This window comes from Phnomibacter sp. (assembly GCF_036803085.1).
GTDB lineage: Bacteria > Bacteroidota > Bacteroidia > Chitinophagales > Chitinophagaceae > Phnomibacter.
The window spans coordinates 537,963-559,393 of record NZ_DAIRUZ010000003.1; the positions used below are offsets into that span (position 1 = coordinate 537,963).

Here is a 21,431-nt window from a genome sequence, read left to right on the forward strand (position 1 = left end):
CCCAGCCTACCTTGGTTGGCTCCCTTACTTCCTTTCGCTTCCGTTCCGTTTCGCTGCACTGCGCCTGCCAAGCCCACCGCACAATACCCATTCATTGGCCAGGCTTCATTGGCTCCACTCACTACAGCTACAGTCAGCGGTCGCTGCACTGCAGGATAGGCACGGCTACAGCCATCGGGCCTCCACCACTTTCTTGTGCGCCGCCGGCTGGCCACCCTCAGCTGCGGGCCTGTACCCTCCGGCTTCCGGGCAGTCGCTCCGCTGACACAGCTCCGCTTTACCTGCCCTACAGCCTGCGGTCACGGTTTTTGCATCGTTGCGCTGTTCAACTGCTATTTGTATTGATACAGTCGTAATAAAAAGAAGCAGTGAAAAGCAAAAAACCGTGCCAGGCCCTTGCGTATACGGACTGGTGCCTTCGCCTCACTTTGTCGCTGCATTCGTTCCTCATTCCGCTCCGCCGTTGCGGCTCCCGGCCCCAGCCTTCGGGTGGCTCGGCGCTGGCGGCGCTGAACTGCAGTACATATCCCAGCCATTTGAAGCCTTTGTAGCTGCAGTACTACGGTTTTGGGTGTGATACCGTCGCTGATTGACGATTTCGTTTCTATTCATTAATCCGTTTTTCTGACATCCCTCAAATACTGAATCAATAATCAGCATCCACGCAACGGGCTTGCATTTGGGCAATGGAATTTTTCGGCATATCCTATTCAGCATCGTTTGCCGATTCCTTTTAAAAGAAGAGAAAAAAGGCCAGCAAAGTTAGCTGCGGCCCCCACCGCACAAAGCCATCCTCGTATTTCCAAACCGAACGCAAGGCCAACGCACAAAGCCATCATTACGGTTTGGAAATACGAATGCCCGCAGCACCCCAAGGGCTTTCTTTTTTCTCTTTTTCTTTTAAAAGCAATTTTTATGAAAAACGCAAACGACGAACTGAGAGCCTACACCTGCACCGAAAATTATTACCGCCATCCGCTCAGCCGGTTGCTCTACACCGATGGCGTATGTGCTATGGCAGAAACCTTTCAGGCTTATTGGTTAATAGACCTGGTATTTAGCCACCAGCTCACGGCCAGCGTCCGCAAGGAAGGCTTTCAACAATGGCTGCTGCAGCGGCTTACCGGCCATCGCTTTGTAGCCGTGGCTGATGATGGCAATGGCAAAGAGATTGCCCGGCAAGAAATTCCGTTCAGCGATTTCGCAGCCGACCAGTGTACCCTGTACCTCGTTGATGGCGTACTGCTGCTGCCATCCGAATACTAAAACGTAGGGCCCTTGCTATTGCAAGGGCCCTACAACAAAAAAGCCCCGCCGGAACCGGCAGGGCCTATTGTACTCAAGAACTCAGCTGCTATTAAGAACCGCTCACTTTCACCAGTGCCAGTGCGTTGTATGTACCATTCTTCAACGAGTACATACTGCCGTTTACTTCCTGATAAAACTCAATACCCAACACGAGGAACAGTGGTTTGGTGCTGGCGGCTGTTACTGTGTTCGACAGGGTGAGTGCAGTGGTTGTGGTTGAATCAAGGGCCAGCACAGCACTCTCGGTCGAGTCAGATACATAGCTCTCTGACTCAAAGTCAACCTCAGCACCTGCTGAAATCAGTTTGAAGTGAGTGCTGCCACCTGGCGCCGCAATCATGTTGATGGGAACAAAAGGCGGGATAACCACTTCCAACGCACCGCTGGTGCGGTTGATGCTGGCGGTAAATGGTGCATACAGCGTAGTGCCCAGCTTGCCCCTGATATTGAAATCAAAGCCCTCCAACAGTTCGGCTTCCCCGTCAATCACGTTGCGCTGACCACGGTCGTTGGTTTCATCGGCCTGAATCACCTTCACAAAGTCAGCCGTCATACGGCTTACCATACGAGGGTCTGCAGTGTTTTGGAGCAGTGCCCGGAATGCAGTGCGAAGCAATTTGCCCGCCTTACCGGCCCGGCCAAATTCTGCCCCATTTTCCCGTGTACGGGCAAACGATGGATCGTTGGCAATGCGGTCGCCTTCAACCCCGCCCTTTTCACGGGCCAGGTACCCGTCCTGCGATTTGTAGAATGTGATGCCACCAATAGTGCCATCGAGTTTGATAATACCTTTTTGACGTGCCATTTGATAACGATTTTAGTGATTGATGCGAATTGCAATCCGAATTTACCACACGTTCAAAGCCTTACCAATTAAGCACTTCCAGCTTTCGGCATCCTTGCCGATTTTTCCATATTAAACCTATTTATCATGGTAAACTATTTAGTATTTTTACAATACCAAACAGGTAATTACAGTATAGATAAAGTATAGATAGAGTATTGAACCATGCAAAGAATTTGCATATATCCTAAGGACATCCAGTTAGTAACAGGCAAAAGTGAACGCTATGGCAGAGACTTGATTAAAAAGATCAAGGAGCACTTCCAGAAGCAGCCGCATCAGGTGGTAACCATCGAAGAGTTTTGCCAATATCTGGGCCTTTGTCCGAATACGGTGAACCAAATCATCCGGTAGCCATTCAATACTAAATGATGGCAATGGCTGCGCATTGCCATAACACTTCAAGTTGTTTTCTCTTCTTTGTGATGTGGTTATTGATGTTACCCGAGTCTCAGGTCACATTTGAGGTCACATAATGAAAAAAGCGTCACGATTTTATTCGTAACGCTTTGATTTTCAGGCTCCCCCTGCTGGACTTGAACCAGCGACCCTCTGATTAACAGTCACGGTTTTTATTCATTTCATTCTGTAGCATTCTTTTGCATTTTATATCATAATTCATTGATTAACAATGTATTGTGTGTTTTCCGTTTTGCATTCTGCATCCTTCTCTTTTACCTTTACACATTCCTTTTACTGCAAATTTACTGCAAATGAATACCCTCAAACCCACAGCAACTGTTTTCCTCGACACAAGGAGGGCGAAGCAATCCGGTAAGTATCCGGTGAAGCTTCAGGTATACTTCAATGGCAAGTCCATGGCCTACGCAACAGGTATTGATGCGACCAATGAAGAGTGGAATCGCAGTAAGGGAGACCGGATTAAAGATGAACGCATAAAAGAACTCAGATTAAAAAAGCTCGCAATAGTTCAGGCAGCTGAAAGCATCCTGCAAGAGATGGACGCTTTCTCTTTTCCGGAGTTCGAACGGCTCATGTTCAAACAAAAAGATGAAGCGCCAGCGGTAGCCACGCTCACCCTGAAACAATGGTTCGACAAATACATCAAACAGTTGGAGCAAGAAGGCAGAGAAGGCACCCGGGCATCATATCAAACCACGCTCAACTCCATTCTTGAATTTAATAAGGACGAGTCGATTAGGTTGCAAGACATCACCACGCAGTTCCTTATTGATTATGAGAAATGGATGGCAGCAGCCGGTAAGTCACCTTCAACACAGGGTATCTACCTGCGTCAGCTACGGGCTGTTATCAATCAGGCCATCAACGCCAATGTTATGTCACGAGACCAATACCCGTTCAAAGGTTTCACTGTGCCTGCGGCCAGAAACGTAAAAAAGGCCCTGACAGACAGCGACCTTAAGAAACTACTTGCCTATACACCCACGGACAATGCAATTGCAAAGGCACTTGATTTCTGGAAGCTGTCTTATCTGTGTAACGGCATGAACATGACCGATATACTAAACCTGAAGCACACCGACATCAGTGGTACCCAACTGCAGTTCTTTAGGCAGAAAACAAAACGAACCAAGAAGAAAGACTTACGGCCCATCAAAGTTTATCTGTCACCCGAAGCCATCGAAATCATCAACAAGTATCGTTCGCCTAATCCGGGATCGGTATTCTTGTTTCCGTTATTAGAAGGTACTGATAGCCCCAAAACAAAAAAGCAGCGATGCCAACGATTTATTAAAAAGGTAAATGAGGGGCTTAAGGCGATAGCAAACACACTGGAGCTGGAAATACCACCCACTACCTATGCAGCACGACACTCATTCTCTACCAGGCTCATGCGTAGCGGTGCACCCACACAGTTCATCAAAGAAAGTCTTGGCCACACCAGCATCATAACCACCGAAAACTACCTATCCGATTTCGGTGATGAGCAGGCGAAAGTATTTACGGAGGCACTATTGAAATTTTGAAATCAGGCAGTCTGTCATTTCAGCTGCCAGAAAAACAGGTCAAAATTGCCGCTCTTTCAATTAACCATTTTAAACGTTCATTTAGCATGCAGATACTCAATAATCTCTTAGAAAAACTGACGATTTCAGCAAAGCGTACGCATGGCATTACCTTTGCTTGAAAATACTGCACAATGAAAGCAAGAGCTAACACACGGGCTGCTCACCCATACATTATGGCCCTAGCTACCTGGGCAAAAGGTGGTAATAACATCAATAGAAAATAAGGCAATTTTTAAAGTATGACAATTATGAAGACAGTTCACTTGGGCAAAAATTCTATCTGCGATAACTGCAGCGCAGCTAGGGTGCCCAGCAATTATTTCTTAACGCTGCAGAGTAAATACCAAAAAAATGATAACACAAAAATGTAAAAATCCTACTTATTTAGTGGCTGGTGGCAACGGAGTTCCCGCCCCCACAGTAAAACAAAATCAAGCAGACGTTGAGTTCCTGACTATACCAGAGGCCGCTGCTTTTTTAAGAATCTCGATTTCCAAACTGCAGAAGATGATTGCCCAAAGGGAGATTTCCTTCTGCCAGCCCAAAGCAAAGGGCAAAATCACCATTCCGAAAAGTGTACTCATTGATTATCAGTACGCCGGTTTGGTTCCTACTGCGGCTTCTGTAGCCACCAGTGCTGTCACCCGTTTTCTTCACGTACACAATCAAAAGGGGGCAGCATGAATTCAATAAAAGTATATCGGGATGCAACGGGTGCACCCTTATTTGACCTAAATCAAACAGGTAAGCTACTGTTCGGTATTGGACACCACCATTTCATGCGAATCCTACGCAATCAGGGTTGGCTGTTGAAGAATAATACGCCTTCGCAACCCATGCTGAATAAAGGCTACATGGTTCACAAACTGAAGGGAATAACCTGCAACAACATCAGACTTTCTGTACCTGTCACCCTTGTTAGGATTGAAGGGTTGAACTATCTCAGGCGAGCGATTTTAAAACGCCACAGACAGGCACTAGCAAATAACAAATCCATTTAATCATCAGCAGACCAATGCGGCATCCCAACTCGGGGTGCTGCCTGGTGCTGCACCAAATTTTACTATATGTATAATTACAGCTTTTACATACCGGTCAACCTTGACCTCCCAAAAGTCATCAGCCAAAATCCACCATCATTTAGGTATAACTATCGTGACATTTACAAATTTTACCATCTGCTTCATTTGGTTAATAGCATCCCAGCTCACAGCAAGGAGAGTTTGACCAAGGCTGGATTTACCTGTATGCACTCTAATATCATGCAATCCTTTAATCATGAGTATGCGGCTTATCTGAAATACCTTGTACAAAAGGGCATCTTAGAGTGCGACAACCAATACATACCTGAGCAGAAAAGCAAGGGTTATCGCTTTACGGCACAGTACCGTAACTCCGACCTTCAACAGATAAAAATTACCAAACCAGCTATTTGCAAAAAATTGGATGCTGAATACTTCAGTGGAAGAAAAGCACATCCGGAGCTTGCTCGTTGGTTCAATTATAAACTGAGGTTGAATTACACCAAGGCAGTTGAGCGTAACGAGCAGTTTTATCATGAAAACTGGGACATACATGAACCGAAATTATTAAGCAAGTACGAGCATAATAAGTACAAGCTCACTGAATTCAGCAACCAAAGTTTTTATTTCCAGCAGGATGAGTTTGCCGGACGAATCCACAGCAACCTGAGCAATCTGCCCAAAATATTCAGGCCCTATGTCACTTATGACAAACAGCCATTGGTATGCGTGGATATAAAGAACAGCCAACCATACTTATTAACCAGAATACTGCAGCCAAACTTTTTTGATAAGGCTGCTAGGCAGCTCATTAAGAGTGGTTTATTGTATGCTAGCATAGCAGATATAGCAATGCTGGAAACCAAACAGCGAAAGGCTATCGCCACTAAAAAGAAAAAGGGCAAATGCAAAAATACCCCCGATAAATTGAGGTCGATGAAGCAGGCTCAACAACAGGCAAAGAAGCTGTATGAAAACATCCAGCAATCAGTAGCTTCCATACCAGAGCAGGAAATGATGGATTACAAATCGGCTGCATTAGGCGGCACTCTTTACGAGATGTTTATTCAGCGATACACCATGGAGACAGGATTGATAATCGAAAAACCTCAGGCTAAACTATTCTTCCTGAAAACCCTGTTTAGCTCACCAAGATGGGGCGTCAACAATCTTGAGTCTGGCAAAGCGATAATGAGCAAGATGTTTCCTTCGATATTCCAGGTGATAGAGATGTCTAAAATGATGTACAAAAATTATCTGGCCTGCCTGTTACAGAGCATGGAGTCAAATATCATCCTACACAGGGTAGCTACACGTATTGCCTGGGAAAGGCCTAACCTTCCCCTGTTTACCATACATGACAGCATTGTCACTACATTAGGAAATCAGGACTATGTGAACAACGTGCTGTTGGAAGAGTGCTTGCAAGCTACCGGCTTCCTTCCTGCAACAAGCATCGAAATCTGGACACCAGAAATGCAATCAATGAAATTGGCAGCCTAATTTGTTAATGGTTTTGCTGAAAAACGACACCTGTAAGGTTTGGCAGCGTTCATCGTCAAGTGCTGCCAACCTTATAGGGTATCGTAAAACGGATTGCTCGAAACTCAATACAGCAAAGGGTTTGACACCATACTTCTGACTTAATGAACTCTCCTTATATTATTCCTTTTCTACTTTATCCACATATTCTTTACAATTCATGTCTACTTTTAACTCATTTCAGGCCAAATTCTTTGCCTTCGAGCCCCATAAAACAACATCATCAAGTACATAACAACTCAAAGGTTACACGCAGAAATAATTTTTTGGAGTGTGCAAAATACATGAAAGAGTATCCTACTTGAATAGGTACTGATTCCTTGCTCTCTAATAAACAGAAATTAGCAAGCATTACATCTGGGCAATCACTTAATTTAGTCAACAGAAAGGGCGCCATTGGCCCCTGTAAAAGTGATGAGAATAGCCATGATGCTTCTTGCATACTGAAATAGATCAGTTTGCATCAACTATCATGGTTATTCTGCTTTTCTGAACCAAAGAAACCAACGGAGAATACAAAAACCATGAGCATAAATACACAGTCGCTTCAGCCACTTATCAACTTCATATACTCGGTTGCTGACCAGATATTGATTAATACTTACGAGCCGAGTAAATACAAAGATGTAATCCTGCCAATGACCGTTATCAGGCGATTGGATGCTGTGTTGGAGCCAACCAAAGACAAGGTGTTGGAAACTCACGAAAAATATAAAGACAAACTGAACGACATGACTGCTTTGCTCTCCAGCAAGCAAAACGGTAGCGGACAGGCTTTTTACAATACTTCGCCATACACGCTGAAAAAGCTATTGGAAGACCCCAAAAACCTGCGCAGCAATTTTGAAAATTACCTGAACGGCTTTTCAAATAATGTTCAGGACATCATCAGTAAGTTTAAGTTTCGTAACGAGATTGAAACCCTGGACGAAGCAGGCAAACTTTTTTCAACCATTGAAAAGTTTGTTTCGCCAAAAATCGACTTACGGCCAGAGAGTTTACCTCCTTTGGCAATGGGTTATGTGTTTGAAGATTTGCTCCGCAGGTTTAATGAAGCCACTAATGCCGAAGCAGGTCGACACTTTACGCCTCGTGAAATCATTGAGCTGATGACACACGTTTTGTTTCTGCCCGTAAAAGAGCAAATCCAAAACGGAACATTTTTGATTTACGACCCTTGTGCCGGATCGGGGGCGATGCTTACCGAGAGTAAGAAATACATTACCGATGAAGATGGCGAAATAAAATCGAAAGCTACGGTTCATGTTTACGGACAGGAAAATACGCCAACCATTTACGCCATATCGAAATCAGATATGCTACTGAAAGGCGAAGACCCTGAAAAGATTGTGTATGGCAGCACCCTAAGCCAATACGGATTCCCAAAAGACCTTCGCTTTGATTTTATGCTGACCAACCCTCCTTATGGCACGAGCTGGGCTGACGATAAAAAAGCATTGAGCATTGGCGACAAAGGCAAAATCATTGACTCTCGCTTTCAAATCAAACAACGCTATGCACAATTTGCTGAACCGGCTATTACCCGAGTGAATGACGGGCAGTTGATGTTTGTACTGCATATGCTCAGTAAGATGAAAGAAACAGAGCAAGGCAGCCGCATTGCTACAGTTCACAATGGTTCTGCCTTGTTTACAGGCGATGCAGGACAAGGTGAAAGCGAAATCCGCAAGCACATCATTGAAAGCGATATGCTGGAAGCCATCATTGCTTTGCCCAACGATATTTTTTACAACACGGGCATTCCGACTTACATATTCATCATTACTAATCGAAAACCAAAGCACCGGCAAGGTCAAGTACAACTCATCAATGCCAATGGAGAAAACTTCTTTGGCAAAATGAAAAAATCATTGGGTAGCAAACGCAATGAGTTGGTACCTAAAAACATCAACGACATTACCAAACTCTATCTGGAATTTAAAGAAACCGAACACAGTAAATTGTTTGACAACAACGAGTTTGGCTACAGCCAAATTATTGTGCACCGCCCGTTGCGACTGATGGTGCAGTTTACTGCCAAACGCATTGCAGCGCTTCGCTTTGTGAGCAATAATGCTGCCTTGCGTGAAGAACTGTTTAAAGAATTTGGCAACGAAGTGTATGACAAAAAAGCCACTGCCAAATTAGAACAATGGCTGCTCAATTACTTTATGCAGGACAGTGACGAAGAAGAAACCGAAGAGGAAGCAAGCGAACTTACCATTGCTTCATTGCCTAAGAAGAAACAGAAAATTGTAAAACAATTGCTGGATACGGCTGTGTGGCAACGTGACCTTGGCCTGATGAACCACGCCAAAACATTGGCAGAAACCATTGGCGACAAATTGTTTGACGACTTCAATGTGTTTGAAGAATTGCTGGATAAGGCGTTGAAAAAGCAAAGCATCAAACTGGCAGCCAAAGACAAAAAAGATTTGTTGAGTGCCGTAGGTTGGACAGATCCGAAAGCAGCAGCCGTAATAAAGAAAAAGCATAAAGACGGCAGCATAGAATATGTAAGCGACCCTGCCTTGAAAGATTACGAAAACATACCACTGAAAGAAAACATACAATCCTTCTTTGAACGGGAAGTAATACCCTTTGCCGATGATGCCTGGTGGAACGAAGACGAAACCAAAGTGGGCTACGAAATCAACTTCAACAAGTATTTCTACCAATACACCCCGCCCCGCAGCAAAGAAGCCATTGCAGCCGACCTCTTTGCCATTGAACACGAAACTGAAAACCTGTTAAAAGAGATTGTGGCATGATAGCAACAAATGTGAAATATAAAAAAACAGGAATAGCATGGATGCCGGAAGTCCCAACACATTGGAAATTGATACGTTTGAAATTCATTTCTGATGTAAAATTTAGCACAGTAGACAAGCATTCGCACAAAGAGGAGATGAAAGTTAGGCTTTGTAATTATGTTGATGTTTATAAAAACGAATACATCACTAATGATTTGGAGTTTATGGAGGCTTCGGCAACTGATGATGAGATAAAGAGGTTTTCAGTTAAGAAGGGCGACATACTACTTACAAAAGATTCGGAAACCTTTAATGATATAGCAGTACCTGCATTTGTTGTCGATGATATTGAGAATCTTGTCTGTGGTTACCACCTTGCACAAGTAAGAGTAAACGAACACATTATTGATAGTAATTTTCTTTATCGAGTTTTGCAGTCAAGAGTTGTTAACCATCATTTTACGATTGCTGCAAAGGGCGTAACAAGGTGCGGGCTAAGCTATGATGATATATCAAGTGTCTTTATCCCATTTCCAGAATCACTTGAAGAACAAAAAGCGATAGCTAGGATTTTGGAAAAAGAATCAGCCAAAATCACCCGTTTCATCCAAACCAAGCAACGCTTTATTGAATTGCTGAAAGAGCAGCGGCAAAGTATTATTACCAATGCCGTTACCAAAGGCATTGATGATGGGGTGAAGATCAAGGAAACGGTGTTGGGCGAAATTCCTGAACACTGGGAAGTGAGAAGGTTGAAGTTTTGCTTGAATGAAAGATTAAAATATGGTGCAAATGCTTCGGGTGATTACTATAATCCAAGTTGGTATCGTTACATAAGAATAACCGACTTTACTGCTGATGGAACCTTAGACGAAAACAACAAACTATCATTATCGCCCGAAAACGGCAAAGATTACGAACTGAAAGATGGAGACATATTGCTCGCAAGAAGTGGTGCAACAGTTGGTAAATCTTTTCAATTCCGTTTGGTTGATAGAGACGAAAGATGCAGCTACGCAGGTTATTTAATTAAAGCATCGCCAAATGAAGAAATCATTTTATCTGATTTCTTATACAATTACACACTTTCAAGCAACTATGAAAACTGGAAAAATTCAATTTTCATTAAGGCAACAATTGAAAATATATCAGCAGACAAATACGCTAATTTATTAGTGACATTGCCCCCTGTAGAAGAACAAAAAAGGATTTTAGAACACATAAAATCTGAAACCAAAACCCTTGATATTGCCATCAGCAAAGCCGAAAGAGAAATCGAACTCATCAAAGAATACCGGGAAGCCATGATAGCTGAGGCGGTAACGGGACGAATAAAATTGTAAAAAATGGAAACGAAGGGTAATGAATTAGAAATGTTGGTTTTTAACCGCTTTACAGCCGCACTTCAACAAAGTGGTTTGGAAGTTCGTCTTCAGGATAGGTGGGAAACCCCAACTCTTAAAAGGCGATTCGATATTGTTATTTATAAAAATGTTCATCCGCTTGCTGTAATCGAAGTAAAAACAACTCTTCAAAATAAAGATTTTTTTGCTCGTGCCACTGATACTTTACGTTCCGCCCTATCAATTACCAATGCAAGATTTGGTATTGCTACCGATAACGAAACATTTTATTTCTACGATAGAAACGAAAAAGAGCTTGATTTTTTTCAGCTTTCATTTGATGACATCATCAAACGGCTTTCAAATCCTGAAAAAGTCAAGATACAAAAGAAGGACAGAGAAGATGTTTTAAATATCATTATACAAGCAGCAAACCAACACTTACAGGATAATACTGAATTTCTCACTTTCATTAAAAGTAAATCATTTTTAAGCAGAATCCAGTTTGACCAAAATTCAAACACTTACTTTTTTTCTGATGATGATGGTGGAATCACTTCATTTGAAAATCAGTTCTTCAATAAAATGTTTGGTGAGTTTAAAGACACGCAAATTTGCCGATACACTGGACTGAAAACCATTTTCGATATGCTGAGTTACTTGTCATTCCGAATGAGTGGTTTAGTAGGAATGAATGACAAATCGGAAGTGAATTATGTGGAAAACTATTTGAATCGGGATAATGGAACCATCAGCATTGAAAAGCCACTCATCAAGGAACATCACAACACCATTATCGCTATCAATAACCGATACATTACATCTTGCTCCAAAATTGAACGCAAAGATGATTTAACGCTATGGCGTTTGTATTCAGATGATGCCAAAGGCGTTTGCCTTGTCTTTGATGTAAAGAAAAGTAATTTGAACAAGCACGTTCTTTTACAAAAAGTAAAGTATGCAGACGAAAACGGCAACCACAAAGAGTTAGACTTTTTGAAACAAATTAAAGTTGAAGTTGAACGGCTAACAGGATTCAAGTTTGAATTTCGGAAATTGGGTTATTGGAAGCATTTCTTCAAAGCCAACGATTATGCTATCGAAGAAGAAGTAAGGCTTTTAATCATTGATAATGATAGTCTGGTTAAGCTAAAAACAGACTGGGTAATGACATACACCCATTCAATTATAAACCCAGTCATTGATTTCAGACTAAACAGCAAGTTGTTTCCCATTCAATTGAAGTGCATTTTATTAGGGCCGAAATGCCCTGAGCAGGAAACAAATTTTGTTCAGATTGATGAGATGATTCGTAGGAAAAGAAAAGAAATAAAAGTCAAAGGCTACGACTCAAACTTAAGAAATTTGAAAGTTGAGTTATCAAAGATTAACCATTATAGGTAGTAGCTAACAGACACCCAATAAAGCAAATGGATATTAAATGACAGAAGCAGAATTACATCAATACCTCAAATCGCATTTTCCCAAAGAAAATGAGCATTGCGAATGGAAGGCATTCCGCAATCTGCGGTCTGACGTATCGGGTCGTGCAGGTGATGATGTAATTTCTTATGTGTCGGCCATTGCCAATATGGAAGGCGGGCATTTAGTAATGGGCGTAGAAGATAAAACCTTGTCCATCTTAGGTATTCAGCAGTTGCACGATTATACTCCGGAAAATTTTCCTTATCGTATTTTGGGTAATTGTACCCACTTACCAAGCGAGGGGTTAAAAGTGGAATCCTTTACCACAAGCGATAGCCACAAAACCATTTGGGTTTTGCACATTCCTAAGCATGCGGCCCGGCAGCCGGTAATTGCCCACAAGAAAGCCTGGCAACGCAGTGGCGATAGTCTGATTGAACTTACCGCCAGCCGTAAGGAAAACATTTTGATTGAGCCCTTGCATACCATAGATGATTGGAGTGCTGCGGTTTGTCCAGACGCCACAGTGCAGGAACTAGATGAAACGGCAATAGCGATAGCCCGTCTAAACTTTAAGGTTAAAAACCCACGATTGGCCGTTGAAATAGAGCAGTGGGATAGTGTTACTTTTCTTACAAAAACCAAATTATTGGTCAACGGTCATGTTACCCGCACAGCCATTTTATTATTGGGCAAGCCCGAGGCTGTTGTGCATCTTAATCCCTTACAGCCTCAAATTAGTTGGGTTTTATACACCAAAGACAAAGTAGAGAGGGATTATCAGCACTTCGAGCCTCCTTATATTCTTGCGGTAGATGATGTTTATGCCAAAATACGTAACCTGAAATATCGCTACCTGAAAGATGGTACTCTATTTCCAGAAGAAATAGAACAATACGATGCCAAGAATATCAAAGAAGCATTAAGCAATTGCATCGCCCACATGGATTTTACGCTTGGCGGCCGTATTACTGTTGCTGAAAATGAAGATGGATATATCTCTTTTACCAATCCCGGCACGTTTTTACCAGGTAGTGTAGAAGATGTATTAAAAAGTGAGGACCCTCCTTCGTTTTATCGCAATACACTATTGGCTAAAACAATGGAATCTTTCAATATGATTGACTCCATTGGTAGCGGTATCAAACGAATGTTCAGGGTTCAGCGTGATAGATTTTTCCCTATGCCGGATTACGACTTTACGGGCAATAAAGTAAAAGTGACTCTGATTGGTAAAGTTCTGGATATGGAATATGCCCGGGTGCTTGCCCGCAACCCTGAACTTAGCTTGGACGAAATCATCTTATTGGATAAGGTGCAAAAGAAAAAGGAACTCAATGATGCGGAGGTGAGGGTGTTAAAGGCCAAACACTTTATTGAAGGGCGAAAACCAAATTTTCATATTTCAGTTTCCGTTGCTGAAAAAACAGAACAGAAGGCAGACTATATCAAAACTCGTGGTTTTAAAGATGACCACTACAAGGCCATGATTCTGGAGTTCATTGAAAAGTATGGTACTGCATCCAAAGAGGACATTAATAAACTTGTGCTCGATTTACTGCCAAAGGTTTTAAACGAAGAACAGCGTGCCAACAAGGTGCGCAATCTGGTCTACGCCATGTCGAAACGAGATAAAACGATTAAAAACTCTGGCACTTCCCGCTATCCTAAATGGATAAAAAATTAGATGAACTTAGATGAAAAATTAGATGAACTTTAGACAAATAATCAACACAACTCATTGATAATCAATCAATTTTTTTCTGAAAAGTAGAAGAATATTGAAAGAAATAGATGAAACTTAGACTTATGGCTGTAGATACATCAGAAAAAGGATTAGAAGCACACATCACACAGTATTTGTGTTTAGTGAATGGCTTTGAAGAGCGCCATTTCAACCACTACAATCGCACTGAATGTGTAGATGAGGAACTGCTGTTTAAGTTCTTGGATGATACCCAACCCCAAGAAGTAGCCAAACTAAAGCAAAGCCACGGCAGTAATTTCAGACAACGGATTTTATACTTGGTAAACCGCAAAATAAAAGACGATAAAGTAGTCAATGAAAAATGCTTGGGTGGTATCATCAACCTGCTTCGCACCGACATTACAGACGGCAACACAGGTATCAAGCTCAAGCTGTTTTACGATAAACCAGTTTCCAGTTTAAACCCCAAAAACGCTGAACTCTACGAGAAGAACATTTTTTCTGTGACCCGTCAGGTGCATTTCAGCACACAAAATGAAAAGTCACTGGATTTGGTGGTATTCATCAATGGTTTGCCTGTTATAACGTTTGAGCTCAAAAACGAACTTACCAAGCAAGATGTGAAAGATGCTATCAAGCAATACAAAACCACCCGTGACCCGAAAGAAGAGTTGTTTCGTCTTGCCCGCTGTTTGGTTCATTTTGCAGTAGATACAGAACAAGTGTGGATGTGCACTCAGCTCAAAGGCGAGAGCTCATTTTTCCTTCCATTCAACAAAGGCAATAACAACGGTGCAGGAAACCCACCCAATCCGTCAGGCATCAAAACGGATTACCTCTGGAAAGAAATTTTAACCAAAGACAGCATCACGAACATTATTCAAAACTATGTTCAACTGATAGAAGAGGAATCGGAGAAGATTTTGCCCGATGGCAAAATCAAAAAAGAAAAAACCAAAAAGCTCATATTTCCACGCTATCACCAATTAGATGCAGTGCGTGGTCTATTAGCAGATGCTAAAGAAAACGGAGCTGGGAAAAAATATTTGATACAACATTCGGCTGGTTCGGGTAAAAGTAATTCTATCAGTTGGCTGGCACATCAGTTGGTAGGGTTGTTTGACAAAACCAATACTTCAGCCGTTTTCGATTCTGTCATTGTAGTAACCGATCGTGTGGTGTTGGATTCACAAATTCAACGAAACATCAAGCAATTTGAGCAAGTTTCGGGCTTAGTGGAACATATTGACAAGGGTTCAAAACACCTGAAAGAAGCGTTGGAAGAAGGCAAGAAAATCATTATTACCACTATTCAGAAGTTCCCATATATCGTCAATGACATTGGCGAACTACCAGGAAACAAATTTGCCCTCATTATAGACGAAGCACACAGTGGCCAAAGTGGAAACACCGCAGGCAAATTGAATGCCACACTAAATAAGGACTTTGAAATAAAAGATTTAGGTGGCGGAGAAATTGTATACATCAACAGAAAAACCGGTGAAGAATTAACAGGAGAAGATATCATCGCATATTTGGTTGAAAGCAAGAAAATGCTAACCAATGCCAGCTACTTCGCCTTCACCGCTACACCAAAACCAAAAACGCTTGAATTGTTTGGTGTCAAATTCACAGAAGAAAACAAAGACAAATTCCGTGCATTTCACTTGTATTCGATGAAACAAGCCATCCAGGAGCACTTTATTGTAGATGTGCTACGGAACTGCATCACATACAACAGCCATTTTGCACTACTCAAAAAAATTGTAGACGACCCTTTATTTGACAAAAAGAAAGCGCAGAAGAAACTGAGGGTTTATGTAGAAAGTCATGAACTGAATATTGCCCGCAAAACGGCAGTAATGATAGAACATTTTACCAACGAGGTCGCTGGTAAAATGAAAATCAAAGGGCTTGCTAAAGCAATGGTTGTAACCAGTAGCCGAAGAAATGCGGTCAAATACAAGCGGGCATTTGATACTTACCTGAAAGACAACAATATACCTTACAATGCTATTGTCGCATTTTCTGGTGAGATAGATGGGCAAACCGAATCTTCATTAAACGGTTTCGCAAGTGAGGCAATTCCAGATGAGTTCAAGAAAGCCAACAACAGATTTTTGATTGTGGCAAATAAATATCAAACGGGTTTTGACCAGCCCCTGCTACATACTATGTATGTAGACAAGAAACTGGGAGGTGTAAATGCTGTACAAACTCTTTCTCGATTGAACAGAACCACAGCTGGCAAAACAGACACTTTTGTATTGGACTTTGCTAACTCTACTGATGAAATAAAAGATGCATTTGAACCATATTACGAAACAACTATTCTGGGTGAAGCCACTGACCCCAATAAGTTGTTTGACCTACAAAATGCATTAGATGCATATCAAGTTTACACCAATAGACAAGTCCATGACTTCTCGGATAAAATTGTTCAGAATGTTTCTGTTGACCAACTGCATATTATTTTAGATGCAGCAGCCGATGTGTTCAGAACAACGCTTGATGAAATATCACAAGAAGATTTTCGAGCAAAATGCAAATCGTACATTCGGCTATATGTGTTCCTTGTACAAATTTTGCCGTTTACCAATCCCTATTTAGAACGGCTGTACGTTTTTCTGAATCACTTGCAAAACAAAATTCAAAAAGAGCAGGATGAAGATTTGGCAAGTGGCGTTACAAACACCATCGACCTTGATAGTTACCGATTGCTGAAACAAGGAGAATTCACCATCACCCTACAGCAAGGTGATGAACTAATGCCAGCATCAGAAATGGGCAGCGGAGTCGCAGAACCTGAATTGGAGCTACTATCAAATATTGTAAAAGCATTTAATGACCGTTTTGGGACACAGTTTACTAATGAAGACAAAGTCCGCAAAATGGCTGCAGACCTTTTACAAGACGTACAAGATGATAAGGCTGCAATGGATAACATCTCTGCTTCACTTGACAAGAATGACATTCAAAATGCACATATAACGTTCGCAGAAACTTTGAAAGAAAAAATGATTAATCACATCGACAGCAACTTTGAAGTATTCAAAGAATATAACGAAAACCCAGAATTCAGGACACTTCTTGTTGGTTCAATGTTCAAATTGATGCATGCTAATTTTGTAAATAGAACCTTCAAATAACACAAGTTTTGCTTGGATATCGGTTTAGCAGTGAACAACTGAATGCTACTTTATTCTTTCCAAATCATAAATGGTGTGAAAATCATTTTTCTCTCCATTAATAAGCACCAGGCTGTTAGGAGTCAAAAATTCTATTCTGAAATGGACAGAGGCCCAAGGTCCTGTTGATGACCGTTCCATTGTTATGATGGAGTCATTCCGTATGAATTCAAAGTCATTAGTGAAATCGAAGTCATCCTTACCACCAATCAACTGCACCTTTTTCATTCTATACGTTTTATTATAAAACTCAAACTCCGCAGTGCCCTCTTTGGCAGCAACCATTATCAAATTTCCATATCCATCGCCACTACGCATCATATACTTATAGGTGCCCTTCCACTTACCTTGAAGCATTTCAAGCTTACTGGTATCTTCTTTGCTGCCGCTATCAGCATCGTCTTTGCTACCTATAACATTACAAGCGAACATTAGCAGAATCATGGTTAAAATGGACACCTGTTTCATAGTGAACTGGATTATTGAGGTTATACTTATCCCTTGTTTACTGGGTTCGAATATCTCCATATGAGAGTATAGCTCTCATGTATATGGGTTAAAGGGGAACATCTAAAGGCTTTGCCTTCCTAATCCTGTACACAATATATACATTTTTAAGAGCTGTGCGTATTTCAAACCACAAGTGTATCCCCCTAGTACCAACCCGAAAAAACCTACCCCTCCACACTTCAGGGTCGAAAGCCCCCCCTATAGCAAATGTTGGTATGTGCACTACCAGGATTACGGCTGTAGGTCATTTCATTTTTCATTCAAAAAATTAAAATCATGGTACAGGTTACAAACTTTGCTGTCCGCCAAAGAAAGGATGGCACCAGCTTCACTACGCTCGAATTGACAGGTGGTCTTGAATTGGTTCAATCCCAAACAACCGGCAACTTTTATGCTACCGTACGTAAGTGTAGTATCCCAAGCACTTTCGATGAATCTTTAGCCCAAATGATGGTTGGCCAGCAAATTGAAGGCGACATTGTACGGGTACAGGTAGAGCCTTACGAGTACGTAAACAAACGTACTGGTGAGGTTATGGTATTAGCACACAGCTATGCATACCGGCCAAAAGGTTCTGTAGAATTGATTGGGCAGACTCAGGTTCAAGAATTACAACTGACCTAAATGTCATCAAACCAGACGCATCCCTTTATTGGGATGCGTTTTTATTCGTTTATACAATTAATAGCCCACTTACAAAGTTCGCAAAATCATATCTTTATACATCACATTGTTCAATCCCAAAATCGTAGAATCATGAAAATCACACATTCGATCGTTCTTCTTTGTTTGATTACGCTATTCGCTTGTAATAAGGATACAAGTAATAACTCGCAGCCAACAAATACAAAAGCATATCTCAAGGTGGTGGCAAACGGCACAACATTCGAGTTTAATGAAGGAGATAGGGAACTAGAATTCAGTCCTCAATTTGGCTCCAGCACTAGTGTATTTTGCGGGCAAGTGCTCACAGTTCGTAAAACTAATGGCCCGCTTTCTATCTACTCACATCTTTACTTCTCTCAAGTAGGAGGTAGCTTAATTGTAGGTACTTACAGATTCAGACACGGCGACCCTACACCCTGTAGCTCAAGTGGAGGTTGGGTTGGCGAACTGACGCTTAATGGTGTTTATTATCAATCAAGCACTGGAAATACCAATGAATTCATCATTACTAAGATTGAAAACGGAAAGGCTACCGGCACTTTCAGCATGACCATTTCAGAATGGAAGAATAATCCTGATTATGCAAATCGCTCTGTCAACTTAGTTGGTCAATTTTCAAATATCCCCATCAAACGATAGTTAGGTCAAGTCATCGAATTAGCAAAGGGTCGGTAGTACACACTACCGGCCCTTTTTCATTTTCAACAATCAAATCTCCGTTTATGCAACTGCAAAAAGCACAACGCAAACGTGCAAAAATCCGCATGGCACTTCAAGGCCCATCTGGCTCAGGTAAAACCTATTCCTCTCTGCTGCTAGCTTTTGGCCTTTGTGGTAATTACAACAAGGTCGCTGTAATTGATACAGAGAACCACTCAGCCGACCTCTACGCTCATCTTGGTGATTATAATGTACTCACCCTGAAAGCTCCGTATAACCCTGAGCGTTATATGGAAGCATTGGCTACCTGTGAAAAGGCTGGAATGGAAGTAATAATCATTGACTCCATTTCGCATGAATGGGACAACCTGCTCGACTACCATTCCTCTCTGCCTGGCAACTCATTTACCAACTGGGGAAAGATTACGCCAAGGCACAATGAGTTTGTACAACGCATCCTGCAGTCTCCATGCCACATCATTGCTACCCTGCGTACCAAACAGGATTATGTACTCAATGAGAAGAATGGCAAGATGGTACCGGAAAAGGTTGGGCTGAAAGCCGTCCAGCGTGATGGCCTTGATTACGAGTTCACATTGGTATTCGATTTGGATATCAAGAATTACGCATCGGCTTCAAAGGACCGAACCGGTTTGTTCTTTGCTAAGCCAGAACAGAAAATATCTCCCGAAACTGGTATAACCATTCGCAAGTGGTGTGAAAGCGGTCAGGAAATAACTGCCGATGATATCACAGCTCGGATAAACGATTCCCAAAGTATTGGAGAACTGTTAGAGCTGTACAAGCACTACCCTCAATTCAACGCTGCATTACAGCCAGAATTCGAAAACCGTAAACGCCAAATTCTCATTGGCAAAGAAGTAACCGCACAATTAGCAACCCAACAAATCAGCAACAATGGAAAACATGAATAACAACCACTTGCCCGTATTGGATAGCCGCCAATACTCAACAGCATTTGAAGATGAGCACCAAAGCACGAGCCGACCCTTCATAGAGGCAAATACGATACAAGCATCACTGGCTGATATCAGAAAGAACCATATCATACCGGTGTTCGTGAAAGATAACCAGACGCTCATCAGTCATGTAGAGTTCATTGATACAGCTTTCGATGTAGCATCCGACCTCTTCCATGGTGAAATCATCATGAAGCCCGCTATCAGGTTATCACACCCAATCAAAGGCAGAATACCTTCTGCCAAAGACAAGTCTGCGAATGAGCTGTATGAGCACGAGAAGACCATTTACTACGAACGGATGGCATTCGTCATTGAAGTGCCTTCCATTCAGTCTGATATAATGGGCAATTCGCTGTCACTCACCATTGGTGGAGTAAAATCTTATAGCCTGGACAACCTGTACAGCAGAAAAGGAGCTGATGAGCATTTCAAAATGTTCATTGGCTTTCAAAACAAGGTATGTACCAACCTCTGTGTATGGTCTGATGGATTTGTAAGCGACCTGAAAGTGGGTAGTCTATCCCAATTGAAGGCCAGTATTTACGGTATGATTGAAAACTACAACCACAAATGGCACTTAGAAAACCTGAACAAACTGAGTCAGTATAGCCTAACCGAGCAGCAGTTTGCTCAGCTCATTGGGCGATGCAGAATGTATCCCAACCTGCCTGCCAATCTCAGGAAAGAAATACCAAACCTGTTGCTGACAGACACACAAATGAACATGGTGGTTCGGGATTACTACAGAGACAAAAGCTTCTGCCGTGATGCCCAAGGAAACATCAACATGTGGAAGCTTTACAACCTGTTTACCGAGGCCAACAAAAGCAGTTACATCGACCAGTTTCTAGACAGGTCGGTAAACAGCTTTGAGTTTGTGGATGAAATCACATCCCACTTAGAAACCAGTTCATCCAGTTGGTACCTGAATTAACCGTATTGATTCACTTATACCCCCTGCTACCAGTAATCGGTAGTAGGGGTGTTAATCCCTTGAAATGCAAAAACTTGAATACCAAAGCAGTAATTCTTTACTGGTAATTAATTCTAGCGGGGAACTAAGACAATTGTTTGTTCCATTCCGAGTAATCGTAATTGATTCGGATATCCTTCACGTACAAAAAGGATGTTCTGTATTTGTAGAGGCAGTAAAACCGGATGTAAAGGAAAGAATACTGTTTAGGGTATTTCATCTCTGGATACCTTACAGCGTATTCGAGCTAATAGAATTCGGGCCAATGAAATAGTAGCTACCTTGTGAACTGTAACAAATGCAGAGTAAGTATGGTAAACCAGTTTGACTTCCATACGACCATAATATGCTTTGAATTCCGTGAGAGTTTTACTGCAAATCTTACTGCAAATAAAAAAGCGGCTACTAACTTTCGTTTGTAACCGCTTGATTATCAAGCTCCCCCTGCTGGACTTGAACCAGCGACCCTCTGATTAACAGTCAGATGCTCTAACCAACTGAGCTAAGGAGGAATG

General features: G+C 41.9%; 17 protein-coding genes and 1 tRNA gene. 15 read left to right on the plus strand and 3 right to left on the minus strand.

Annotated elements, in window-relative coordinates:
* Positions 1–915 precede the first annotated feature (915 nt).
* Positions 916–1,266: a DUF6876 family protein gene (locus V7Q13_RS09285; protein WP_333800403.1), complete on the plus strand. Its 351-nt coding sequence runs from the start codon at positions 916–918 to the stop codon at positions 1,264–1,266.
* Between the two features lie 91 nt (positions 1,267–1,357).
* Here the strand turns inward: V7Q13_RS09285 and V7Q13_RS09290 are convergent, their stop codons facing one another.
* Entirely contained in the window at positions 1,358–2,113 is a 756-nt protein-coding gene (locus V7Q13_RS09290) for a hypothetical protein (protein WP_333800404.1), read from the minus strand.
* Positions 2,114–2,317: 204 nt separating this feature from the next.
* On the opposite strand from V7Q13_RS09290, the gene V7Q13_RS09295 reads away from it, so the two are divergent.
* The 10 genes from V7Q13_RS09295 (at position 2,318) to V7Q13_RS09335 (ending at position 17,085) form a co-directional block, all read left to right on the plus strand.
* Positions 2,318–2,506 (plus strand): hypothetical protein, encoded by a 189-nt coding sequence (locus V7Q13_RS09295; protein ID WP_333800405.1) that lies wholly within the window; start codon positions 2,318–2,320, stop codon positions 2,504–2,506.
* Between the two features lie 359 nt (positions 2,507–2,865).
* Positions 2,866–4,101: a site-specific integrase gene (locus V7Q13_RS09300; RefSeq protein WP_333800406.1), complete on the plus strand. Its 1,236-nt coding sequence runs from the start codon at positions 2,866–2,868 to the stop codon at positions 4,099–4,101.
* 393 nt (positions 4,102–4,494) lie between these two features.
* Positions 4,495–4,827 carry a helix-turn-helix domain-containing protein gene (locus V7Q13_RS09305; RefSeq protein ID WP_333800407.1) on the plus strand — a complete coding sequence of 111 codons (333 nt, stop codon included), beginning with the start codon at positions 4,495–4,497 and terminating at the stop codon, positions 4,825–4,827.
* A complete protein-coding gene (locus tag V7Q13_RS17425) occupies positions 4,824–5,144 on the plus strand; it encodes a phage antirepressor KilAC domain-containing protein (protein WP_442958253.1) in 321 nt (106 codons plus the stop codon). Before V7Q13_RS09305 ends, V7Q13_RS17425 begins: the two co-directional genes overlap by 4 nt.
* 261 nt (positions 5,145–5,405) lie before the next feature.
* A complete protein-coding gene (locus V7Q13_RS09310; RefSeq protein ID WP_333800408.1) occupies positions 5,406–6,668 on the plus strand; it encodes a hypothetical protein in 1,263 nt (420 codons plus the stop codon).
* A gap of 563 nt (positions 6,669–7,231) precedes the next feature.
* Positions 7,232–9,478 carry a type I restriction-modification system subunit M gene (locus V7Q13_RS09315; RefSeq protein WP_333800409.1) on the plus strand — a complete coding sequence of 749 codons (2,247 nt, stop codon included), beginning with the start codon at positions 7,232–7,234 and terminating at the stop codon, positions 9,476–9,478.
* Positions 9,475–10,803: a restriction endonuclease subunit S gene (locus V7Q13_RS09320; RefSeq protein WP_333800410.1), complete on the plus strand. Its 1,329-nt coding sequence runs from the start codon at positions 9,475–9,477 to the stop codon at positions 10,801–10,803. The genes V7Q13_RS09315 and V7Q13_RS09320 overlap by 4 nt, the downstream gene beginning before the upstream one ends.
* A 3-nt stretch (positions 10,804–10,806) precedes the next feature.
* Complete coding sequence (locus V7Q13_RS09325; RefSeq protein WP_333800411.1) at positions 10,807–12,207, plus strand: DUF2971 domain-containing protein; 1,401 nt, start codon at positions 10,807–10,809, stop codon at positions 12,205–12,207.
* A 37-nt stretch (positions 12,208–12,244) separates the two neighbouring features.
* Positions 12,245–13,915 (plus strand): ATP-binding protein, encoded by a 1,671-nt coding sequence (locus V7Q13_RS09330; RefSeq protein WP_333800412.1) that lies wholly within the window; start codon positions 12,245–12,247, stop codon positions 13,913–13,915.
* A gap of 122 nt (positions 13,916–14,037) precedes the next feature.
* Entirely contained in the window at positions 14,038–17,085 is a 3,048-nt protein-coding gene (locus tag V7Q13_RS09335) for a type I restriction endonuclease subunit R (RefSeq protein ID WP_333800413.1), read from the plus strand.
* Positions 17,086–17,130: 45 nt separating this feature from the next.
* Here V7Q13_RS09335 and V7Q13_RS09340 read toward each other — a convergent pair whose 3' ends face one another.
* Positions 17,131–17,592: a hypothetical protein gene (locus tag V7Q13_RS09340; RefSeq protein WP_333800414.1), complete on the minus strand. Its 462-nt coding sequence runs from the start codon at positions 17,590–17,592 to the stop codon at positions 17,131–17,133.
* A gap of 318 nt (positions 17,593–17,910) precedes the next feature.
* On the opposite strand from V7Q13_RS09340, the gene V7Q13_RS09345 reads away from it, so the two are divergent.
* The 4 genes from V7Q13_RS09345 (at position 17,911) to V7Q13_RS09360 (ending at position 20,877) form a co-directional block, all read left to right on the plus strand.
* The gene (locus tag V7Q13_RS09345) at positions 17,911–18,258 is read left to right on the plus strand and encodes a hypothetical protein (protein WP_333800415.1); all 348 of its coding nucleotides are present in this window, start codon (positions 17,911–17,913) and stop codon (positions 18,256–18,258) included.
* Positions 18,259–18,390: 132 nt separating this feature from the next.
* Positions 18,391–18,939 carry a hypothetical protein gene (locus tag V7Q13_RS09350; RefSeq protein WP_333800416.1) on the plus strand — a complete coding sequence of 183 codons (549 nt, stop codon included), beginning with the start codon at positions 18,391–18,393 and terminating at the stop codon, positions 18,937–18,939.
* 83 nt (positions 18,940–19,022) lie between these two features.
* Positions 19,023–19,895, plus strand: a complete 873-nt coding sequence (locus V7Q13_RS09355) for an ATP-binding protein (RefSeq protein ID WP_333800417.1) — start codon at positions 19,023–19,025, stop codon at positions 19,893–19,895.
* Complete coding sequence (locus tag V7Q13_RS09360) at positions 19,888–20,877, plus strand: DUF3871 family protein (protein ID WP_333800418.1); 990 nt, start codon at positions 19,888–19,890, stop codon at positions 20,875–20,877. Before V7Q13_RS09355 ends, V7Q13_RS09360 begins: the two co-directional genes overlap by 8 nt.
* A 477-nt stretch (positions 20,878–21,354) precedes the next feature.
* Here the strand turns inward: V7Q13_RS09360 and V7Q13_RS09365 are convergent.
* Positions 21,355–21,428: transfer RNA gene (locus V7Q13_RS09365), tRNA-Asn, on the minus strand.
* Between the last annotated feature and the right edge of the window lie 3 nt (positions 21,429–21,431).